Origin of the sequence: Ideonella azotifigens (genome assembly GCF_021043325.1) — a bacterium.
Lineage (GTDB): Bacteria > Pseudomonadota > Gammaproteobacteria > Burkholderiales > Burkholderiaceae_C > Ideonella > Ideonella azotifigens.
On sequence record NZ_JAJNKD010000007.1, the window covers coordinates 176,776 to 193,429 of the forward strand.

At 67.6% G+C, this 16,654-nt stretch carries 17 protein-coding genes; 11 read left to right on the forward strand and 6 right to left on the reverse strand.

Annotated elements, in window-relative coordinates; all coding sequences use genetic code 11:
* Positions 1–4 precede the first annotated feature (4 nt).
* The 8 genes from cbiE to LRH25_RS16730 are packed head-to-tail and all read left to right on the forward strand — an operon-like array spanning position 5 to position 5,738.
* Positions 5–1,303 (forward strand): precorrin-6y C5,15-methyltransferase (decarboxylating) subunit CbiE, encoded by a 1,299-nt coding sequence (gene cbiE, locus LRH25_RS16695; protein ID WP_231011791.1) that lies wholly within the window; start codon positions 5–7, stop codon positions 1,301–1,303.
* Entirely contained in the window at positions 1,300–2,115 is an 816-nt protein-coding gene (cobI, locus tag LRH25_RS16700) for a precorrin-2 C(20)-methyltransferase (RefSeq protein WP_141290300.1), read from the forward strand. Before cbiE ends, cobI begins: the two co-directional genes overlap by 4 nt.
* Positions 2,108–2,863, forward strand: a complete 756-nt coding sequence (locus tag LRH25_RS16705) for a cobalamin biosynthesis central domain-containing protein (protein WP_141290301.1) — start codon at positions 2,108–2,110, stop codon at positions 2,861–2,863. The genes cobI and LRH25_RS16705 overlap by 8 nt, the downstream gene beginning before the upstream one ends.
* A complete protein-coding gene (locus tag LRH25_RS16710) occupies positions 2,860–3,294 on the forward strand; it encodes a cobalamin biosynthesis protein (RefSeq protein WP_141290302.1) in 435 nt (144 codons plus the stop codon). The genes LRH25_RS16705 and LRH25_RS16710 overlap by 4 nt, the downstream gene beginning before the upstream one ends.
* Complete coding sequence (locus LRH25_RS16715; RefSeq protein ID WP_141290303.1) at positions 3,291–3,485, forward strand: CbtB domain-containing protein; 195 nt, start codon at positions 3,291–3,293, stop codon at positions 3,483–3,485. Before LRH25_RS16710 ends, LRH25_RS16715 begins: the two co-directional genes overlap by 4 nt.
* An 11-nt stretch (positions 3,486–3,496) precedes the next feature.
* Entirely contained in the window at positions 3,497–4,312 is an 816-nt protein-coding gene (locus tag LRH25_RS16720) for a CbtA family protein (protein ID WP_231011709.1), read from the forward strand.
* Between the two features lie 20 nt (positions 4,313–4,332).
* Positions 4,333–5,361, forward strand: a complete 1,029-nt coding sequence (gene cobJ, locus LRH25_RS16725; RefSeq protein ID WP_141286871.1) for a precorrin-3B C(17)-methyltransferase — start codon at positions 4,333–4,335, stop codon at positions 5,359–5,361.
* The gene (locus LRH25_RS16730; protein ID WP_141286872.1) at positions 5,358–5,738 is read left to right on the forward strand and encodes a (2Fe-2S) ferredoxin domain-containing protein; all 381 of its coding nucleotides are present in this window, start codon (positions 5,358–5,360) and stop codon (positions 5,736–5,738) included. Before cobJ ends, LRH25_RS16730 begins: the two co-directional genes overlap by 4 nt.
* Before the next feature lie 71 nt (positions 5,739–5,809).
* Here the strand turns inward: LRH25_RS16730 and LRH25_RS16735 are convergent, their stop codons facing one another.
* Entirely contained in the window at positions 5,810–7,432 is a 1,623-nt protein-coding gene (locus LRH25_RS16735) for an FG-GAP-like repeat-containing protein (protein ID WP_141286873.1), read from the reverse strand.
* A 563-nt stretch (positions 7,433–7,995) separates the two neighbouring features.
* On the opposite strand from LRH25_RS16735, the gene LRH25_RS16745 reads away from it, so the two are divergent.
* Together LRH25_RS16745 and LRH25_RS16750 are read left to right on the forward strand one after the other, a co-directional pair.
* Positions 7,996–9,096, forward strand: coding sequence for a type IV toxin-antitoxin system AbiEi family antitoxin (locus LRH25_RS16745; RefSeq protein ID WP_231011710.1), 1,101 nt, complete (start codon positions 7,996–7,998; stop codon positions 9,094–9,096).
* Complete coding sequence (locus LRH25_RS16750) at positions 9,089–10,063, forward strand: hypothetical protein (protein ID WP_141286875.1); 975 nt, start codon at positions 9,089–9,091, stop codon at positions 10,061–10,063. The genes LRH25_RS16745 and LRH25_RS16750 overlap by 8 nt, the downstream gene beginning before the upstream one ends.
* Here the strand turns inward: LRH25_RS16750 and hpaI are convergent.
* Genes hpaI through LRH25_RS16770 form a run of 4 tightly spaced genes read right to left on the reverse strand, consistent with a single transcriptional unit; the run spans position 9,987 to position 14,813 of the window.
* Complete coding sequence (hpaI, locus tag LRH25_RS16755) at positions 9,987–10,787, reverse strand: 4-hydroxy-2-oxoheptanedioate aldolase (RefSeq protein WP_310733313.1); 801 nt, start codon at positions 10,785–10,787, stop codon at positions 9,987–9,989. The genes LRH25_RS16750 and hpaI overlap by 77 nt on opposite strands.
* Positions 10,787–12,268, reverse strand: a complete 1,482-nt coding sequence (locus LRH25_RS16760) for an NAD-dependent succinate-semialdehyde dehydrogenase (protein ID WP_141286877.1) — start codon at positions 12,266–12,268, stop codon at positions 10,787–10,789. The genes hpaI and LRH25_RS16760 overlap by 1 nt, the downstream gene beginning before the upstream one ends.
* Before the next feature lie 8 nt (positions 12,269–12,276).
* Positions 12,277–13,836, reverse strand: a complete 1,560-nt coding sequence (locus tag LRH25_RS16765; protein WP_375142177.1) for a D-arabinonate dehydratase — start codon at positions 13,834–13,836, stop codon at positions 12,277–12,279.
* On the reverse strand, positions 13,833–14,813 hold the full coding sequence (locus LRH25_RS16770) for a tripartite tricarboxylate transporter substrate binding protein (RefSeq protein ID WP_141286879.1): 981 nt from the start codon (positions 14,811–14,813) through the stop codon (positions 13,833–13,835). The genes LRH25_RS16765 and LRH25_RS16770 overlap by 4 nt, the downstream gene beginning before the upstream one ends.
* A gap of 104 nt (positions 14,814–14,917) precedes the next feature.
* Between LRH25_RS16770 and LRH25_RS16775 the strand changes: the two genes are divergently transcribed.
* The gene (locus tag LRH25_RS16775; RefSeq protein WP_141286880.1) at positions 14,918–15,862 is read left to right on the forward strand and encodes a LysR substrate-binding domain-containing protein; all 945 of its coding nucleotides are present in this window, start codon (positions 14,918–14,920) and stop codon (positions 15,860–15,862) included.
* A 51-nt stretch (positions 15,863–15,913) separates the two neighbouring features.
* On the opposite strand, the gene upp is transcribed toward LRH25_RS16775, so the two are convergent.
* Complete coding sequence (gene upp, locus LRH25_RS16780; protein ID WP_141286881.1) at positions 15,914–16,543, reverse strand: uracil phosphoribosyltransferase; 630 nt, start codon at positions 16,541–16,543, stop codon at positions 15,914–15,916.
* Positions 16,544–16,654: the final 111 nt, after the last annotated feature.

Sequence of the window (16,654 nt, forward strand, 5' to 3'; positions counted from 1 at the left end):
GCAGATGGAACACCTGCCGCCGCCCCGCTGCCGCATCGTCGGCGTGCTGGACGATGGCGCCGCCAGCCTCGCGCCGCCCGCGCTTCAGGCGCTGGCCGAGGCCGACCTGGTGATTGGCGCGCGGCGCACGCTGGCGCTGCTGGAAGCCCGCATCTCGCCCGAGGCTGAGCGGCGCGAGCTGGCGGGCCTGGGCGCCGTGGTCGAGCAGATCCGCGAAGCGCAGGCGCGCGGCCAGCGCTGCGTGCTGCTGGCCACCGGCGATCCGCTGTGCCACGGCATTGCCGGCTACCTGGCGATGAAGCTGTGCCTGGACGCCATCGAGGTGCTACCCAATGTCTCCACCATCCAGCTGGCCTGCGCCCGCGTCGGCCTGGTCTGGCAGGACCTGAAGATCGTCAGCATCCATGCAAAAGACGCTGGCGAGTGGCTTGTCGGCGCGGACCCGAGCCACGGCCTGTACGCGCTGGCCCAGGCGCTGCGCCGCCACGAGCGCCTGGCGCTGCTGACCAGCCCGGCCAACAGCCCGGACCGTGTCGCCCGCCTGCTGCTGGCCGAAGGCCTGGGCGAGGACTTCCAGCTTGCGGTGGCCGAGCGCTTGCTGTTGCCGGACGAGAAGATCCACAGCGGCCTGAGCGCCGCGCAAGCGGCCGAGATGAGGTTTGCCGAACCGAACGTGATGCTGCTGTGGCGCCACCAGGCCCGGCCGCGGCCGGTCAGCTTCGGCCTGCCCGATGCGGCCTACGAGCAGCGGCAGCCCGACAAAGGCCTGATCACCAAGCAGGAGGTGCGGGCGGTGTCGCTGGCGCGGCTGCAACTGCGCGCGGACAGCATCGTCTGGGACATTGGCGCGGGCTCTGGCTCGGTGGGCATCGAGGCCGCGCGGCTGTGCCCGGAAGGCCATGTCTGGGCCATCGAGAAAAACGAGGCGGACGTGGCGATTGCCGGCCGCAACCGCGCCAGCTTCGGCGTGGCCAACCACACGCTGGTGCACGGCAAGGCGCCCGAGCAGCTGGACGGCTGGGCCGACCCGGACGCCGTCTTCATCGGGGGCTCCGGCGGCGAGCTGGCCGAGCTGATCGCGCTGTGCCTGCGCCGGCTGCGCAGCGGCGGCTGGCTGGTGATGAACTTCGTGACGCTGGAAAACCTTGCCACCGCGACCGCGGCGCTGAAGGAAGCCAATGTTGTGTGGGACGTGCTGCAACTGCAAGCCGCGCGCAGCAAGCCCATCCTGCACATGAACCGCATGGCGGCCGAGAACCCTGTCTGGATCGTCTGTGCCCAGAAGGCGCAGGTGGGGTCATGACCGGCACCTTGTTCGGCGTCTCACTCGGCCCGGGAGACCCGGAGCTGATGACTCGCCGCGCATTTGCGCTGCTGCAGCGGCCGGATACCGTGTGGACCTGGCCGATCCGCAGCGGCAAGAGCGAGAGCTATGCGCTGGCGATTGCCTCGCGTGCTGGCCTGGTGCCACCGGCGGCCAGCCAGGGCCTGTCGCAAGCCTTGCTCTTCCCGATGACACATGACGGCGAAAAGCTGGGCCGCGCCTGGCTGCGCGCCGCTGAAGCCGTGCTGCCTTTGCTGCAGGCCGGGCGCGACGTGCTGTTCCTGGTCGAAGGCGATGCGTCCACCTACGCCACCTTCGGCCACCTGGCGCAGACCGTGAAAGCCATGGCGCCCGAGGTGGCGGTGGAGATCGTGCCCGGCGTGCCCAGCTTCATCGCCAGCTGCGCCGAGCTGGGCCAGCCGCTGGCCGAGCAGGACGACACCGTGGCCATCGTGCCGGCGGCCTATGGCGTGGACCTGGTCGAGCGCCTGCTGGACGACTTCGACACGCTGGTGCTGATGAAGGTCAAGCCGCTGCTGGATGAGCTGATCGCACTGTTCGAGCGGCGCGGCCTGCTGGACCGCGTCTGCTTCGTCGAGAAGGCCGGCGCGCCGGAAGAGCGTGTGGTGCGTGACATCACCACGCTGCGCGGCGAGAAGGTCAATTACCTCTCGCTGCTGATCGTGCAGAACCCGCTGCGCCAGCGCGGAGAACGCATCAAGGGCTGCAAGAAGAAGACCTCCGGCACAGCGCCGGCTCCCATCACCGAAGAGGAAATGGCCGATGACTGAAGCCCCGAACCCCACCGTCCGCATCGCGCTGGTGGCCATCACCAAGCATGGCGCAGCGCAAGTCGCCGCGCTGGCCCGCGCATTGCCCGAAGCCGAGGTCTGCGTGGCCGCGAAGTTTGCCGACGCGATGGCTGGCCTCACCAGTCCGGTGCTGGCCTACAGCGGCGCCTTCAAGGACGAGATTGCCGGCCTGTTCCAGCGCTTCGACCAGATCGTGTTCTTCGTCTCGCTGGGCGCGGTGGTGCGGCTGATCGCGCCCCACATGAAGAGCAAGGACGAGGACCCTGGCGTGGTGGTCGTGGACGACGCCGGCCAGTTCGTGATCCCCGTGCTGTCCGGCCACGTGGGCGGCGCCAACGCCATGGCCGAACAGGTCGCCGAGCTGCTGCAGGCCACGCCGGTGCTGACCACCGCTTCGGACGTGGGCAAGACCATCCCGGTCGACATCCTGGGCCGCGAACTGGGCTGGCGCGTGGAGGCGCCGAAGCTGAACATCACGCGCGTCTCGGCCGCGGTCGTCAACCAGGAGCCTGTGGCCTTTGTGCAGGAAGCCGGCAGCCCGCACTGGTGGACCCGGCCCACGCCGCTGCCCGCCAACATCCACCGCTTCGACCGCTTCGAGGAAGTGGACCTTGCCCGCTTCGCCGCGGTGCTGTGGGTCACGCATGCAGAGGTGCCCGAGGCGCAGTGGCAGCAGCTCAACGAGAAACTGGTGGTCTACCGGCCGCCGGTCGAGGCCGCGCAGTGAAGCTGTCCCTGGGCATTGGCTGTGACCGCGGCACGCCGCGGGCCACGCTGGCGCAGGCCGTCGACCTCGCATTGGCGCAGATCGGCGCAACGCTGGCCGACGTGGCCGCCGTTGCCAGCATCACGCTGAAGGCCGACGAGCCGGGCCTGTTGGCGCTGGCCGCAGAGCGCGGCTGGGCTGTCCATTTCTACGAACCAGGCGAACTGGCCGCGGTCGCCGTGCCCAACCCATCCGAAACCGTGCGCCGCCACACCGGCACGCCTTCGGTCAGCGAAGCAGCGGCACTGCTGGCCGCCGGCGCGGCCGATGCCAGCGCGCTGCGCGTCGAGAAGCTGCGCCACCGTGGCGCCGATGGTCGCAATGCCACGGTGTCGATTGCCCAGATGGCTGTCCAACCCATTTTTCCCTCACCCCTCAAGGAGCTGACATGACCACCACCACGACGCTGAACCCCACCACCTTCGGTACCCAGGCCCTGACCGGCACCCACCTCGCGCGCCAGCTTGCCGCCGCGGCGCTGCTGGGCTTGGTGATGCTGTACGGCGTGGCCTTTGCCGACAGCCCGCTGGCGCACAACGCCGCGCACGACGTGCGCCACGTCACCGTGCGGCCCTGCCACTGAGCGAGGCGAGCATGTTGCTGCGACGCTTGATCTTTTGCGCGTTGGCGCTGGCGCTGGCCGTGGGCAGCCTGCAGTTTGCGCTGCAGCGTTGGCAGGCCGTGCCGCTGCTGCTGGCGGCCGAGGTGTTCGAGGGGCAGAAGGCCGAAGCGCCGGAAGCTGCCGAGCATGCGCATGCGGATGCGCATGCCCACGAACATGCGCATGAAGAGGCCCATGACCACGACCATGGCGCCGGCGTCTGGGAGCCGGCCAACGGCGTCGAGCGCGGCTTCTGGACCTGGGTCGCCAACGTGATGAATGCGATGGCGATGGCGCTGCTGGTGCTGGTTGTCGCTTCGGTCGCCGTCTGGCGCCGCGCTGCACCGGTGGGCTGGCGCACGCTGGCCACCATCGCCGCCGCTGGCTGGCTCAGCCTGCACTTCTGGCCCTCGCTCGGCCTGCCGGCCGAACTGCCGGGCATGGACGCGCCGGCGCTGCACCAGCGCCAGGGTTGGTGGCTGCTGAGCGCCGCCAGCGCCGCGGCCGCCTGTGCGCTGATGGGCTTTGGCACGCGCGCTTGGCGCTGGCCGGCCGCCGCCGCGCTGCTGGCGCTGCCCTTCCTGGTCGGCGCGCCCCAGGGCGGCGATGCATTGGCCGGCTTCAGCGGCAACGCGCGCGAGCAGATGCAGTCGCTGGAGCAGCAGTTCGTCTGGGCCACGGCCTGGCTGGCGCTGGCCTTCTGGGCCTCGCTGGGTGCCGCGGCGTTGCCGCTGTTCCGCCGCTTCCTGCAGCCCTTGTTGCTGGCCGGCCGCAGTGGTGCGACGCAGCCCATCGCGGCCCGCGCCTGACCTTCTCCGGAGCTTTTGCAATGACCACCGAGACAGTGACCGAGATCCAATCTCCCGACACCGCCAAGCCCGCCGGCAAGATCATGCTGGTGGGCATCGGCCCCGGCAGCCAGGCCCACATGACGGCCCGCGCCCGCGAGGCGATTGCCGAAGCCGACGTGGTGATCGGCTACGTCACCTACATCAAGCTGGTGGCCGAGCTGCTGGAAGGCAAGGAGGTCGTGCGCAAGGGCATGACCGAGGAGCTGGACCGGGCCGTCAGCGCGCTGGAAGCGGCGCGCGCCGGCAAGAAGGTGGCGCTCATTTCGTCGGGCGACGCGGGCGTGTACGGCATGGCCGGCCCGACCTTCGAGGTGCTGTTCCAGGCCGGCTGGACGCCGGACGACGAGGTCAAGGTCGAGATCGTGCCCGGCGCTTCGGCGCTGAACGCCTGCGCAGCCCTGGTCGGCGCGCCGTTGACGCACGACTTCTGCGCCATCTCATTGAGTGACCTCTTGACACCGTGGCCGGTGATCGCGCGCCGGCTGGATGCCGTCGCCAGCGCCGACTTCGTGGTGGCGCTCTACAACCCGAAAAGCGGCCGCCGCACGCGCCAGATCGTCGAGGCCCAGCGCCTGTTCCTGCGCCACCGCCGGGCGGACACGCCGGTGGCCATCGTCAAGAGCGCCTACCGCCGCCGCGAGCGCATCGAGTTCAGCACGCTGGACAGGATGGCCGAGGCCGACATCGGCATGTTGACCACCGTGCTGATCGGCAACAGCCACACCTTTGTGCGCCACGGTCTGATGGTCACGCCGCGCGGCTATGCCAACAAGTACGACCTGGACGCTGGCGGCGATACACGCGAAGGCGAAAAGCCCGGCCGCTCGCTGTCCACCGGCCTGCTGGGCTGGCTGGACACGCTGCAGGCCGAACATGCCGCAGGCGCCAGTGCCGAGGCGCTGGCGCTGCGCCACCGGCTGCCGCTGGACTACATCGTGTCGACCCTGTCCGAGCCGGTCGAGGCCGCAGAATTGGCTGACGCTGCCACTGCAGGAGACGAGGCATGAGCGACACAGCTTCTGCAGGCGAGTCCACCGACATCGCGGTCACCGTCACCAAACCCAAGATCGGCGCCTACCGCCGCCACCTGCTGGTCTGCACCGGCACCCGCTGCACCGCCAACGGCGAGTCACAGCAGCTGTTCGACAGCCTGGGCGACAAGTTCAAGGCAGCGGGCTTGAACGATGGCGAACTGCGTGTGAAGCGCAGCCGCGTCAGCTGCTTCGCCGCCTGCAAAGGCGGCCCGGTGATGTGCGTGCAGCCGGACGGCACCTGGTACTACAACGTCACCCCGGCCAACATGGACCGCATCATCGAGCGGCATCTGGTGGGCGGCGAGGTGGTCGAGGACCTGGTGTTTCACCAGGGGCCGGCGCTTGGCTGATGGCCGCGGTGTCGGCTGCCCGGACTCAGGCAAGGCGGCAACGGTCATCAAGGGACGCTGCCCCTTGAGGGTCAGGATCCTCGCTTTGGCGTCAAGGTGGCGATGCCCTCGGCATCCTTGATCTTGGCGCTAGGGTTTTGAGGTGCCTTTTGACCGAACAGGAACTTGGCTGCGGCAGCCTCGGGTGGGAACGACGAAAACTGGGCGGTGACGATGTCGAGGCGGCCGTCGTGGTTGAAGTCTGCCAACCCGAGCGCATGCGGCTCCTCGGCGACAAAGGCGGTGTAGAGCTTCTCGAATTGAGCGCTGGGCGCGCCAGCCGGCGTTCGATTCAGGTAGATGGTGATCGCGCCATTGCCTTGGCCGTCGGAGTTCAAGTTTGCCAACACAATGTCGATTGTCCCGTCGCCATTCATGTCGGCGAGCCGCAGGTCATAGGGAGCACCTTCCACCATGTTCTGCACGGTGAAAGCAGGCGTGGGTGCTGCGGTTGCCGTGCGATTCAGCAGCACGCTGAATGTCTTCCCGGTTTGCTGCGAGCTGTTGTTGGCGCTGACGAGATCAGGAAGCCCGTCGCCATCCACATCGCCGGTTTCCAGGCCGGTGACGCCGTCGGCAACCGGGACTGCGATCGCAGGGGCGAAAGTGATGGGTCCACCTGCCGCGGTGGTGTTGATCAGGATGTCTACCTCAGGGGCCAGAAGGTTGCCGACGGCGAGGTCGGGCTTGCCGTCGTGATTGACATCCAGGGTGCGCACCGAGAAGCTGTAGGAGCTCGCGCCGGGGCTGCTGGCGAGCGTGCCGACCTTGGTCAACTGAGGCGTTTCAGCGCCCTTCGGGGTGGTGTTCCTCCAAACCGACACGGTGCCGCTCACGCCTCCTGCCGTGGCGATGTCTTCGATGCCGTCGCCATCGAAGTCCGCGGTTGCCGCGTCGTAGGTGGCCGAGGACAGTGCGACATCGGTCCTGGAAAAGGCAAGGTCGTTCCCGCCAACTTTGGTGTCGTTCAGGAGCACGTAGAAAGCCGTCGCGTCCGAGGTCGAGACAATCAGGTCCGGGCGACCGTCACGGTTGAGGTCGGCACTGCTGACCCTGAACGGAGCGGAGGGAAGGGCAACAGTGATTGCCTTTGCGAATTTGGACTTCCCGGACTTCTCTGGCGTGGCGTTGCGCAGGATCGAGAGTGCGGGCGCGCCACTGCTGGCCGCGGTGAACACGGCGTCGGGCTGGCCGTCGCCGTTGAGGTCAGCGACCGCAGCGCCCTGCACAAAGTTCGAGATGCTTGACGAACCCGCTTCCAGCCAGACTTTTCCGGCGGTGGGCCGAGCCGCAGGGTTGGTCAATTTCAAGCCGAATTCCAGCGGCGTGCTGACCTGCCGGCCAGCGATTGGCACCGTGACCATCTTCATGGTTTGTCCGGGCTCAAAGCTGAGGGTTCCCTTGGTCTCGGTGTAGTCCCGCCCCGCCACGGCGGAACCGTCCACGGTGGCGAAATCGACTTGTGCGTACGATGCAATGTCGCTGCTGCGAATGACCTCGAATTGCACCACGGTGGTGAATCGGTCTGGTTGCGCCGTGGTGTCGTGGATAGCAAATGCAACGCCGGCAAAGGCGTGCGTTGCCCATGTCCCGGACAGCGCCATGCAGACGGCGGCCGAACGAAGGGCTGACACAAGAAAGGGAGAGCGGGTCATGGGGTTGTGGATGATTCGATGCCTGTGGCGGGCGATGGTGCCGAGGAGGGTGCGCAACTGGAACTTCAAAATGCCAGGCGGTGAAACGCCGCTGAAGCGACCTTGCGGTGGAAATTCCCAATCGGGAAAGTAACCTGCCGGACGACCGAAAGTCCTGCCCTTTCGATGACCAAATCGTGACTGTCCCGAACGGGAATGTCCTGAGGCCCTCGTGTGTCATGACGACGTTCCCCCAACCACCGCTGCCGCCACGACTGGTGAGTCATCAAGCCCAGGATTGGCGCCTGCCGCTGCACCGCCAATGGCGAGTCGCAGCAACTGTTCGACAGGCTGGGCGACAAGTTCAAGGCTGCCGTCCTGAGCGATGGCGAATTGCGCGTGAAGTGCAGCCACGTGAGCTTGGCCGCCTGCAAAGGCGGCCCGGGGGCGGGTTGAGCGGAGCAGGGGGCATATTTGCTGTGCAGCAAATATGTCTAAAACAGCTAATTTATGAGCTTGAGCTATATTGGCTGGGCAGCTAACATGAGCCCATGTCTGGCATCCTTCATGACGACAGCGACTTGGTGGCGGCCCTGCTGGAGGCGCTGACATCAGCGACCCAGCTCCACTGCCTGGCGCGCCGGGATGGCGTGCGCTTTCGCGACGGACATGAGGATGTGCGCGAGCTGGATGCGGCGCTGCAGGTGCGAATGCCTGACGGGCAAGTGCTTGAGCTTGCCATCGAGACCCGACGAACCGCCTATCCGAGAGATGTCCGTCTGGCGGTCGAGCAGCTCCGGGCCTACGAGGGCAGTCGAACCGAAGCTGCGCGGCAGGTGCCCGTGCTGCTGGTCGTGGCCGCTGACCACCTGAGCCAAGGTTCACGCGAGGCCTTGCGCAAGGCCGGCATCAACTACTTCGACACGAGTGGCACGCTTTATTTCCATCATGGCACTTGGCTGGTGGACATCGAGCGAGCGCCCCAGGCCCTGCCGGGGCGGCGCATTGGCAGTGTCTTTTCCGGCGCGCGTGAGCAGGTCGTGCATGCGATGCTGATGCATTGGCATCGCACTGCGGGGCGCGACTTCATTTCGGGCGCCGAACTGGCCCAGATGGCCGCGACTTCCGCCTACACCGTCTCCAAGACGATGCAGGAGATGGAGCGCCAGGACTGGGTGCAGTCAACGGGCGCAGGGCCGACCCAGCGGCGCCGAATTTCCCGGCCCGCCGAACTGTTGGATGCCTGGGCGGCTGTTTGGGCTGCGCGGTCCGAAGTGCGCAGTCGTTGGTACGGCTTCGCGCCAGAAGGCATCACGAGCGCGCTGGCCAAGGGGCTCGTCGAGCGAAATGGATGGGTACTTACCGGTGCGGCTGCGGCCAATCTGCTTGTTCCCACCTTGACCAGCGTGGACCGCGCGGTGGTCGTCGTGCCGCCAGGCAAGGGCGAGGATTGGGCAGAAGGGTTGAAGCTCAAGCCCGCGGACAAGGGTGCCAACTTCATGTTCATCGAACGCGAAGGTGCCGCGCTGCTGTTCGCCGAAGAGCTGCCGGATCACCCAGGCCTGCGCGCTGCCAGCCCCTTCGTCCAGTACCTGGACCTGCTGGACGGCGTGGGCCGCAACAAGGAACTGGCAGCCGAATTCCGGCAGCGCTACCTGAAGCTTGACGAGGCGAGCGATGTCTGACAAACCCAAGAAAGCCGCGGGGTACAGCCCCGACATGACGCTGGCGTGCGAGACCCTGTTGGTCTTGCTGCTCCGCGCCTTCGGTGAACTGGGCAGTGGCCTGCGTCTCATCGGAGGCTTGGTGCCGCGCTACCTCGCACCCGAGTCGCCGCCGGACGTGCCTGCCCACGTGGGATCCAACGACGTGGATGTGGTCCTCGATGTGGCGGTACTGGCGGGCCTCCAGACTCCGGGCGATCTGAGAGCTCGGCTGGAGAACGCCGGATTTGCCCCATTCCAGAACGGCAAGGGCGGGGAGAGCCGCTGGCAATGGGAGCGTGAGATCGACGGCAACTGGATGCGGGTTGACCTCCTGGTCAACACCACGGACTTCCAGGACTTCAAGCAAGTGCCCATCGCCGATGGCAGCCTGTTCGCAGGCGGCATGCCGTTCGCAGCCATGGCCACCGATTGGTGCCGCGAGCGGTCCTTGACGGTCGCGCTGCCCGATGGCGGCGAGACGGCGACGGAAGTCGTGCGGCATGCCGATGCCGGCGCCTTCATTGCACTCAAGGCGCTCGCCTTGGGCCGCCAGGAGCCCAAGGATGTGGCCGACATCGTCCACGTCCTTCGCTATCTTCCAGGCTCGTGGTCGGCGCTGTCTGCACTTTTTGTGGAACGCCTCCGACCCCGGGGCCCCTACCAGCAGGCCCTGCGCACCGCGCTCGACGCACTCGACCTGCATTTCTGTGACGACGCGCAGACAGAAGGCTTCCTCAAGGATGGCCCCAGTCGCTTCAGCGAGTTCCACGACATTCTCGATGAGGACGAGCGTTTGCTGGAGCAACGAAACGTCAGCGCGCTGGTCACCGCCTTTCTGGGCTCGGTCGAAGCCAGCGGGGCATGGGCATTCAATAAGGGCCGCCGCTCGGTACGGATGACGGGCCGCCCAGGCCGAATTCCGCGGCGCGCTGGCGCACTGCGCTGATCATCAGCGTCACGTCGATGCCCACGGCAACGAAGCGAGCGCCCAGGTCCAGGTAGCGGCGGGCCGCGGCCACGTCGCCGGTGAGCGTGCCGGCGGCCTTACCGCTGGCGTGGATGCGGCGGATCGCGTCGTCGATGGCGGCCTGCACCTCGGGGTACTGGGGCTGGCCGAGATGGCCCATGGAGGCGGCCAGGTCGGCCGGCCCGATGAAGACGCCGTCCACGCCGTCTACCGCGCAGATCGCCTCCAGGTTGGCCAGCGCGGTGACGGTCTCGGCCTGGACCAGAAGGCAGACTTCGTCGTTGGCGCGGTGGACGTAGTCGGCGCGAGCGCCCCAGCGCGACACCCGGGCCACCGCGGCGCCCACGCCGCGCACACCTTGCGGTGGATAGCGCGTTGCAGCCACGATGGCGCGCGCCTGCTCGGGCGTGTCCACCATGGGGACCAGCAGGTTCTGGGCGCCGATGTCCAGCAGCTGCTTGATCAGCGCGGGGTCGCTGTTCACGCTGCGCAGCACCGGCTGGCCGCGATAGGGGGCCACTGCCTGAAGCTGGGCCAGGCTGGCGCGCACGTCGTTGGGCGCGTGCTCGCCGTCGATCAGCAGCCAGTCGAAGCCGGCCGTGGCACAGATCTCGGCGCTGTAGGGATGGGCCATGGACAGCCACAGGCCGATCTGCGGCTCGCCGCGGGCCAGCGCGGCCTTGAAGGGGTTGCCGGCGGCGATCATGCCAGGCCGCCTTGGCAAAGGTACTTGATGTGCATGTAATCCTCCAGGCCGTGGCGTGACCCCTCGCGGCCGTAGCCGGATTCCTTGACGCCGCCGAACGGGGCCGCCTCGGCGGCAACCGCGCCTTCGTTGATGCCGACGATGCCGCATTCCAGCGCGCTGGCCACGCGGGCGATGCGCCGCACGTCCTGCGAGTAGAAGTAGGCGGCCAGGCCGAAGGGCGTGTCGTTGGCGTCCCGGAGCACCTCGTCCTCCTGCTCGAAGCGGAACAGCGGCACGACCGGGCCGAAGGTCTCCTCGGCGCACAGCGCGGCGGCCTTGGTGGCGCCAGCCAGCACCGTAGGGGCAATGTAGTTCGGGCCCAGCTCCTCGCGCACGCGGTGGCCGCCCACCAGCACCTTGGCCCCCTGCGCAACCGCGTCGTCGATGTGGCGCAGGATCTTGTGGACCGCGCGCTCGTTGATCATCGGCCCGATCTGTGCATCGGCCTCGGTGGCCGGACCGACGCGCAACGCACCCACCTGGGCCGCCAGCTTGTCGGCAAAGGCTTCGAACACACCGGCCTGCACGTAGACGCGGTTGGGGCAGACGCAGGTCTGGCCGCCATTGCGGAATTTGGCGGCCATCAGGCCCTGGACTGCGGCGTCCAGGTCGGCGTCGTCGAACACGATGAAGGGGGCGTTGCCGCCCAGCTCCAGCGAGAGCTTCTTGAGGGTCGCGGCCGACTCGCGCGCCAGGTGCTTGCCCACCGGCGTGGAGCCGGTGAAGCTGATCTTGCGCACCCGCCCGTCGGCCAGCCAGGCATCGACCACGGCAGGCGTTTGGGCGCGCGAGGCGCAGATGATGTTCAGCACGCCGGCCGGCAAGCCGGCCTGTTCGGCCAGGTGCACCAGGGCCAGGGCCGTCAGCGGCGTGTCCTCGGCAGGCTTGGCCAGCACGCTGCAACCTGCGGCCAGGGCCGGCGCGATCTTGCGGGCGATCATCGCCGCGGGGAAGTTCCAGGGCGTGATGACCGCGACCACGCCCACCGGCTCCTTGATCGCGAACATCTGCCGGCCGACCACCGGCGGGGCGATCACGTCGCCGCAGATGCGCACCGCTTCTTCGGCGAACCATTCGACATAGCTGGCTGCGTACAGCACCTCGGCCCGGCCTTCGGCCAGCGGCTTGCCCTGTTCGCGCGAGATCAGGCGGCCCAGGTCGTCCTGGTTCGCCAGGATCAAGGCCAGCCAGCGCTTGATGACCTGGGCCCGGGCCTTGGCGGGGGTGGCGCGCCAGGCCGGGAAGGCGGCGTAGGCGGCATCGGCCGCCTGTTGCGCGTCGTCGGCGCTGCTGTCGGGCACCTCGGCGATCAGGCGCTGGTTGGCCGGGTCAGTCACCGGCAGCGTGGCGCCGCCAGCCGCGGCGCGCCAGGTGCCGGCAATGAAATTCCGGGTGCGCAGCAGCTCGCTGTTGTGCAGGGTCAGGTCGTGTTGCATCGGGATGTTCAGCTCACAATTCCAAGGTGCCAGGGGACGAATTCATGGTCGCCCAGGCCAAGTTTTTCGCTGCAGGTGGCTTCGCCAGAGGCCGCACGCAGGATGTGCTCGAAGATCTGGCGGCCCATCTGCTCGATGCCGAGCTTGCCGTCGATGACCAGGCCGCAGTTGATGTCCATGTCTTCGCTGAGCCGCTCGAACATCGGCGTGTTGGAGGCCAGCTTCAGCGTGGGGGCCGGCTTGGAGCCGAACATCGAACCGCGGCCGGTGGTGAAGCAGATCAGGTTGGCGCCGCTGGCGATCTGGCCGGTGGTCGCCACCGGGTCGTAGCCGGGCGAGTCCATGAAGACAAAGCCGGTTTCGGTGATGGGCTCGGCATATTCGTAGACCGCGCGCAGCGGCGTGGTGCCGGCTTTCATTGCCGAGCCCAGCGACTTCTCGACGATGTTGGCCAGCCCGCCGGCCTGGTTGCCAGGGCCCACCACGCCGTTGAACTGGCCGTTGTGGCCGGCGGTGTAGCGCTTCCACCAGTCCAGCCGGGCCAGCAGCTTGCGGCCCACGGCTTCGCTGACCGCGCGGCGCGTCAGCAGGTGCTCCACGCCATGGATCTCCGGCGTTTCCGACAGGATGGCGGTGCCGCCATGGGCGACCAGGATGTCCATTGCCGCACCCAATGCAGGATTGGCGCTGATGCCGGAAAAACCGTCCGAGCCGCCGCATTCCAGGCCGATCTTCAGGTGGCTGGCGGGCACCGGCACGCGTTGGATGTCATTGGCCGCCGGCAACATGGCCTGTACGGCGGCGATGCCTGCCGCGATGGTGGCGCGGGTGCCGCCCGTCTGCTGCATCACCAGGCTTTGCAGCTGCCGGCTCTCATCCAGGCCTTGCGAGGCCATCAATTCAGGCACCTGATTGCGCTCGCAGCCCAGGCCCACGACGACCACGCCGCCCAGGTTCGGGTGGCGCGCATAGCCTGCCAGGGTGCGGCGCAGCACATCGAAATGTTCGCTGGGCGAGGACATGCCGCAGCCGCTGGTCTGGGCGAAGGCGACGACACCGTCCACATTCGGATAGGCGGCCAGCCGCTCCGGCGTGAACCATTCGGCCACCTTGTGGATCACCGTGGAGGAACAGTTCACCGAGGCGATCAGGCCGATGTAGTTGCGCGTGGCCACCCTGCCATCGGCACGCACGATGCCCAGGAAGGTGGCCCGCTCGTGCGCTGGCAACAGGGCCACGGGTTTCAGGTCGGTGCCGAATTCGTAGGCGAAGCCGTCGCGTTCCTCGTGGCGGATGTTGTGCGTGTGCAGGTACTCGCCGGCCTCGAGCGCACGCGCCGCGAAGCCGATCACGGTGTCGTACTTGAGGACGGCTTCACCCTCGGCGATGGCGCGGGCGGTGATCTTGTGCCCGGCCGGCACCTGGGCACGGGCGCGCAGGCCCATGCCAGCCAGGGTTTCGCCCAGCGCAATGGGGCGCCGGGCGATCAGCACGTTGTCCCGCGGGTGCAGGCGTATCAGCGGTGCGTTGTTTTGCATGAAGCCTTGAAGGAGGGCGGTGGTGGTCATCCCTTGGCAAGCAGCTCGCGCAGCTTGAGCTTGTCGATCAGCAGCTTTTCCTTCTGCATGGTCTGGGCCACGTACTTCTCGTAGTCCGGGCCGTCCAGGTACATCAGCGGCGCATCGATCCTGCCGCAGGCGGCAGCGAACTCCGGGCTGGCTGCGGCCAGCCTGAAGGCTGCGCGCAGCCTGGCCAGCACGGCAGGGTCCAGTCCCTTGGGCCCGCCAATGCCATTGGGCGCGTCCACCACCACCGGGAAGCCTTGTTCGCTGACGGTGGGCACGTCCTTGAAGTCATTCGTGCGGCGTGCTCCCAGCGTGCCCAGCAGACGCAGCTTGCCGGACTGCACATGCGGCGCCCAGGAACTGGAATCGATCAGCAGGTCGGCTTCGCCACCCAGCACCGCCTGCAGGGCCGGTGCACCGCCCTTGTAGGGGATGTGCAGCATCTCGATGCCGGCGACCTGGTTGAATTCCTCCATGCCCACATGCGTGGCACCGGCCACGCCCGCGCTGGCATAGGTCAGCTTGCCCGGGTGGGCCTTGGCATCGGCCACCAGCTCCTTGATGTCCTTCCAGCGCGCCTCGGCCTGGCACACGATGCCAAAGGTCTGGCCCGACACGCGGGCGATGTAGCTCAGGTCCTTCAACGGATCGAGCGGCACCGACCCCAGCTGCGAGAAGCGCGCCACCGAGATGGGAATCTGGCCGATGGTGTAGCCATCGGCCTTGGCCGCGGCCAGCGCGCGCAGGCCCAGCATGCCGGCCGCCCCCGCCTTGTTGTCCACCACGATGGTCTGGCCCAGTGGCTTGGCAGCCTCTGCGCACAGCACGCGCATCGTCATGTCCGCCGTGCCGCCTGCGGGCCACGGGCAGACGAAGGTGATGGGGTGGTCGGGATAGCCGGCGGCAGAAGCGCGGCTGGTGGCAGCGAGCGCAGCGGCGCTCAAGCTGCCAAGGATGAAGTGGCGGCGGCTGGCATGCATGGGGAATGTCTCCTGTTGTAGTGGCGCCCATTCTTCGCCTTTGGCTCATGGCGATCCAATCACATAGTGGACTGTCTTCATTCCGTCCAGGTTATGGTCGCGGGATGGCTGACATTGACCGTGTGCTGCGCTCCAACCTCAAGCTGCGCCACCTGCAACTGCTGGTGGCCCTGGATGAATTCCGCCACCTGGGGCGGGCTGCCGAGTTCCTGTCGGTGACCCAGCCGGCCGTCTCCAAAACGCTCGCGGAGATCGAGCGCATGTTCGAGCTGAGTCTGTTCGACCGCTCCACGCGCGGCACCGAGCCCACCCCGTATGGCGCCGCGGTCGTGCGCTTCGCCCGCTCGGTGCTGGCCGACTACGGGCGCACCCGTGACGAGATCGCATCCGTGGCCAGCGGCGCGGCTGGCCGCACCAGCGTGGGCTGCATGGTGGTGGCCATGCCGGTGCTCTTGACCCGGGCGGTGGCCTTGCTGAAGGCGCAATCGGCGCAGAGCACGGTGCTGGTGGAAGAGGGGGACCTGACCCGTTTGCTGCCGCGGCTGCGGGTGGGCGAGCTGGATCTGTTCGTTGGCCGGTTGGAACCTGGCTATGCCGCGCCGGACCTGGCGACCGAAGCGCTGTACGAGGAGCCGATGCGTGTCGTGGCCCGTCCCGATCACCCGCTTGCCAGGCAGGTCAGGCTGACATGGTCCGACCTCGCGCGCGAGCCCTGGGTTGTGCCTCCGCCCTGGGCTTCCTCGCGCATCAAGCTCCACCAGATGTTCTACAAGCATGGGCTGAACCCGCCGGCGGATCTGATCGAATCAGCTTCCTTCCTGGCCACGCTCAGCTTCGTGCGCGACCGCGCCGCACTGGGCTTTCTCGCCCAGCAGGTGGCGCTGCATTTCGAGCGCGAGGGCCTGCTCAAGGTGCTGCCCATCAAGGTGCCGATCGAATTGCCGCCGGTGGGCATCATCACGCTGCGCACTCGCGTGAACACGCCCAGCAGCGCGCAACTGATCCGTTGCCTGCGAGAGGTCGCAAACGAGTTGGTGAGCGGCCAGTAAGGCGGAGCGAAGGTTGGCAGGCAGCGCTGGGCCGAAGAGGCTGACGTGCAGCTACTTCGTCCCGAACAGCCGATCCCCCGCGTCCCCCAGCCCCGGCACGATGTAGCCGTGTTCGTTCAGGCCGCGGTCGATGGCTGCCGTGTAGACCGGTACGTCCGGGTGGGCTTCGGTGAAGTTCTTCAGGCCTTCGGGGGCTGCCAGCAGGCAGACGAAGCGGATGGACTTAGGGCGGGTTTCCTTCAGGCGGTCGACGGCGGCGACGGCGGAGTTGCCGGTGGCGAGCATGGGGTCGAGCACGATGGCGTCGCGGTTTTCCATGTCGGCCGGCATCTTGAAGTAGTACTCGACGGCCACCAGCGTCTTCGGGTCGCGGTACAGGCCGATGTGGCCGATGCGGGCACCGGGCACGACGTTGAGCATGCCGTCCAGGAAACCGGCTCCCGCCCGCATGATGCTGATGAACACGGTTTTCTTGCCGTCGATCACCGGGCTCTGCATGGGCTCCAGCGGCGTCTCGATGTCGATCAGCTGCGTGGGCATGTCGCGCGTCACTTCATAGGCCATCAGCATGCTGATCTCGCCCATCAGGCGGCGGAAGCTGTTGGTGCTGCGGTCCTTCTCGCGCATCAGCGTGAGCTTGTGCTGGATCAGCGGGTGGACAACGTGATGAATCTGGCTCATGACTGCCCCGCGTGCGATGGGTACATCGCCCGGCCCCCGGAGGGGGCGCGGGCCGGCTTGGGAGCGGCCTGGCGCTCGGCCCGCTGCTTCGACATGGGTGGGTTCAATTCA